The organism is Methylobacterium sp. CCH5-D2, assembly GCF_001556475.1.
Lineage (GTDB): Bacteria > Pseudomonadota > Alphaproteobacteria > Rhizobiales > Beijerinckiaceae > Methylobacterium > Methylobacterium hispanicum.
In genome coordinates this window covers 1-3,576 of record NZ_LSIX01000772.1, presented here as the reverse complement: position 1 = coordinate 3,576, position 3,576 = coordinate 1, and the positions used below count along the sequence as shown (strand labels likewise).

At 67.2% G+C, this 3,576-nt stretch carries 6 protein-coding genes; 4 read left to right on the top strand and 2 right to left on the bottom strand.

Annotation, left to right across the window (positions count from 1 at the left end; genetic code table 11):
• The 4 genes from AX737_RS20665 (at window position 1) to AX737_RS20650 (ending at window position 2,647) form a co-directional block, all read left to right on the top strand.
• Window positions 1-1,041, top strand: a complete 1,041-nt coding sequence (locus AX737_RS20665) for an SDR family oxidoreductase (RefSeq protein ID WP_066924521.1) — start codon at window positions 1-3, stop codon at window positions 1,039-1,041.
• Window positions 1,038-1,280: a hypothetical protein gene (locus AX737_RS20660; protein ID WP_066924520.1), complete on the top strand. Its 243-nt coding sequence runs from the start codon at window positions 1,038-1,040 to the stop codon at window positions 1,278-1,280. Before AX737_RS20665 ends, AX737_RS20660 begins: the two co-directional genes overlap by 4 nt.
• A gap of 270 nt (window positions 1,281-1,550) precedes the next feature.
• Complete coding sequence (locus AX737_RS20655) at window positions 1,551-1,988, top strand: RusA family crossover junction endodeoxyribonuclease (protein ID WP_066924518.1); 438 nt, start codon at window positions 1,551-1,553, stop codon at window positions 1,986-1,988.
• A complete protein-coding gene (locus tag AX737_RS20650) occupies window positions 1,985-2,647 on the top strand; it encodes a hypothetical protein (RefSeq protein WP_066924516.1) in 663 nt (220 codons plus the stop codon). Before AX737_RS20655 ends, AX737_RS20650 begins: the two co-directional genes overlap by 4 nt.
• Window positions 2,648-2,772: 125 nt before the next feature.
• On the opposite strand, the gene AX737_RS20645 is transcribed toward AX737_RS20650, so the two are convergent.
• Both AX737_RS20645 and AX737_RS20640 read right to left on the bottom strand, forming a co-directional pair.
• Window positions 2,773-2,991, bottom strand: coding sequence for a DUF2093 domain-containing protein (locus AX737_RS20645; protein ID WP_066924514.1), 219 nt, complete (start codon window positions 2,989-2,991; stop codon window positions 2,773-2,775).
• 69 nt (window positions 2,992-3,060) lie between these two features.
• Window positions 3,061-3,576, bottom strand: a 516-nt coding sequence (locus tag AX737_RS20640; RefSeq protein ID WP_280949095.1) for a riboflavin kinase, incomplete at its 5' end; no start/stop codon positions are given.

Genomic DNA, 3,576 nt, shown 5'->3' with positions numbered 1-3,576 from the left:
ATGTGGAAGTCCCGCCATCCGCTCGACCGTCAGGTCGTGGTCATCACCGGCGCGTCGAGCGGCATCGGCCTCGAGACCGCCCGCCGGGCGGCGCGCAAGGGCGCCAAGGTGGTGCTCGCCGCCCGCAACGGCGAGGCGCTGGCGCGGATCCGCCGGGAGATCGAGGCGGCGGGGGGCGAGGCCCTCGACGTGGTGGCCGATGTCGGCGACCGCGCCCAGGTCCAGCGCATCGCCGACCAGGCGGTGGGGCGATTCGGACGCATCGACAGCTGGGTGAACGATGCCGGCCTGTCGATCTTCGGGCGCCTGGAGGAGGTGAGCGAGGCCGACAACCTGCGCCTGTTCCAGACGAACTTCTGGGGCGTGGTGCACGGCTCGCTGGTCGCCGCGCCCCACCTCAAGCGCAGCGGCGGCGTGCTGATCAATCTCGGCAGCGTGGCGTCCGACATCGCCTTCCCGCTCCAGGGCATGTACTGCGCCAGCAAGCACGCCATCAAAGGCTTCACCGATGCCTTCCGGATCGAGCTGGAGGAGGAGGGCGCGGGCGTCGCCGTGACGCTGATCAAGCCGGCGGCGATCGACACGCCCTTCGCGAAGAACGCCAAGAACTACACGCCCCACGCGCCGAAGCTGCCGCCGCCGGTCTACCGCACCGAGGAGGTGGCGCACGCCATCCTGCACGCGATGGTGCATCCGCGCCGCGACATCTACGTGGGCGGGGGCGGCCGGCTGATGAGCCTCGCCAAGGAGCTGGCACCCCGCGCCTTCGACCTTGCCGGGCGCACGATGTCGGCCCAGCAGCAGACCGATGAGCCCGCCCGCGACCGGGCCGGCGCCCTCTACGAGCCGAGCCGGTCGGGCGGCGAGGTCGCGGGCGGCCATCCGGGCCACGTGATGCGCACGAGCCTCTACACCCGCGCCAGCCTCCACCCGCTGACCACGGCCGCGTTGGTGGCCGGGATCGGCCTCGCGGCGGCGGGGCTGATGGGCGCCCGCCAGGAGGGGCATTGGGCCAGCCATCGAGCGGGGTCAGGCCGATGACCCGCGCGGAGACGCTGCGGGTCTTCGAGGGGCTGCTCGCCGCCGAGCGGCCGGTCAACGCGGGCGAGGCGGACGCCGCGATCTGGGCGCGCCTCGACGCGGTCGAGGGCCTCGCGGCGCAGCGCGCGGCGCTGGCCGAGCTGGAGCGCGGCGCGGCCGGGCTCGACGCCGGCTCGGCCTTCATGCCGATCCTGCTCGACACCCTGGCGCGGCACCGGGCGCGCCTTGCCGAGCCGTAGGACCGAGGTATCTGGGGCCGGCTGCACGGTTCCCGCATCGGCACCGGTCCCCTCGACCATGCGAGAAGCCAGTGCAGCTCGCCTCAGATCTTTATGTACCCGACTTCGCAGGTCTGTCCCTGCAGTAAGGCGGGCTACGGACGTTCGCGCACACCGGTCGCTGAGCCGAATGCAACGCCAGCCGTGTTGCCCCTGGCACCTCCGACTGCCATCTAGCCGGATCAGAACGTTCTGCTCTAAGCTGCAAAGGGCATCGAACGTAGGACGACCGTGAGCGATTCGGACCAAAACGCTCTTTACCCATTCGAGGTCGTCGTCGAGGGCACGCCAATCTCGCTGCAGGGAAGCGGCACCTCCAAGGAGCGCTGGAAGGCGACCGTCAAGACCGCTGGTCAGAACCGCGCTCGCGCCACCGACGAAATCGGATTTCTATACTCGGCACCGGTCGCGCTCACGATCTTTTATCTCGCTGCAGCACCGATGGTCGGCGACGTCGATAATATCGTCAAGCCCATCATGGACGCCCTCATAAACGTGGCATACGCCGACGATAGGTTTGTCGAACGGGTCATCGTGCAAAAATTCGAGCCAGGCGTCGATTGGGAATTTATTGATCCGAGCGATCAGCTTGCCACCGCGCTGGAAGCGACACCGCCTGTGGTCTACATCAGAGTCATAGATGACTTGAGCTGGAGACAAGCGCAATGAGGTCGGCTCAATACTCCCAGGAGGCGGAGCGTCGCTTCATCGAAACGCTGCGTCCGCATTTCGAAAACAAGGGATATCATTTTCATCTCTATCCGGGGAAAAGCGATCTGCCGGAATTCATGAAGCAGTATACACCTGATGCCGTTGCAGTCAAAACAGACCACAAGGTTGCGATCGAGGTAAAAAGCAGAAACAATCGCGCGACCGACCTCAGCCTTCGGCTGATACGCCACCTGTTCGAAGGCCACCCCGAATGGCAACTTCGTGTCTTCTACATTGGTGACGACGAGCGGGACAGCGTCGACATCCCCCAACCCACGTCGAAACTGTTTCTGGAGAAGCTCGCGATGGCGGGAGATCTCCTGGCCCAGGGACAGACCCAAGCCGCGTTCCTCATATCGTGGTCACTGCTGGAAGCTGCGGCGCGGATGACCGAGACCGACCTGAATGGTCGCCCGCAACCGCCGGGGACGGTCATCCAGACTCTCGCGATGAGTGGAACAATCGAACCTGAGACCGAGCGCCATCTCAGAGCTCTCATCGACCTAAGAAACAAGGTCGTCCATGGCGACCTCGGAGCGGAGCCGACAGCGCAGGATGTGGAAACAATTTTGTTGGTTTCACGGTCTATTTTCGAGAAAAACAAATCTAATAACTAGTTTAAAAATCAGATCGAAAGACTTGCAGCATCGCCCTCGACCTCGCACGGAGGGCGATGCTCCGGGTTCCTGTCGCTGCATTGCCGCCGCAGAAAGCGGCAACTTTCTTTCGGGACGATGTCCGTCTAGGGCCGGCCGGTCTGCTTCAGGCGCGTCATGACCGCCTCGGGCGAGGCGTAGGCCTCCTGGCGGGCGGCGCTCCAGTAGCGCAGGGCGTCGAGCGGGATCGCCTCGCCGGTCACCGCGCAGCGCACGAAGCTGCCGGGCTTGACCACCCGCATGGTGCCGTCGCCGTACTCGACGACCGCCTCCCCGCTCGCACCCCGCTCGAAGCGTCCCAGCATCGCAGATGTCCCTGATTCCCCGGGCCGCCTGCATAGCACGGGCCGCGCCCGGCCGGAATCGGGAGAGCGTCAGGCGAGCATCGAGGGCGTGGCGTCGGCGGCCAGCCGACGGCGGGCCTCGGCTGCGTCGCGGTCCATCTGCACGACCAGCGCCTCGGCGCTGTCGAAGCGCGCCTCGCCGCGGATCCAGGCCACGAACTCGACCGCGATCTCCTGCCCGTAGAGGTCGCCCGCGAAGTCGAACAGGTTCACCTCGAGGAGGGGCGCGCCGTCGTCGAAGGTCGGGCGGCGGCCGTAGCTCGCCACCCCGTCCCGCAGGGTGCCGTCCGGAAGACGCGCGCGCACCGCGTAGATGCCGTGGGCGAGCCCGCAATCGGGCAGGGCCACGTTGGCGGTCGGGTAGCCCAGCACCCGCCCGCGCTTGTCCCCGTGCCGGACGGAGCCCAGCACGAACCAGCGGTAGCCCAGCAGCGCGTTCGCCCGGGCGAGGTCGCCGGCCTCCAGCGCCCGGCGGATGCCCGAGGAGGAGATCGGCTCGGCCTCGGTGCCGAGCGCCACCGGCGGCACGATGCGGCAGGCGAGCCC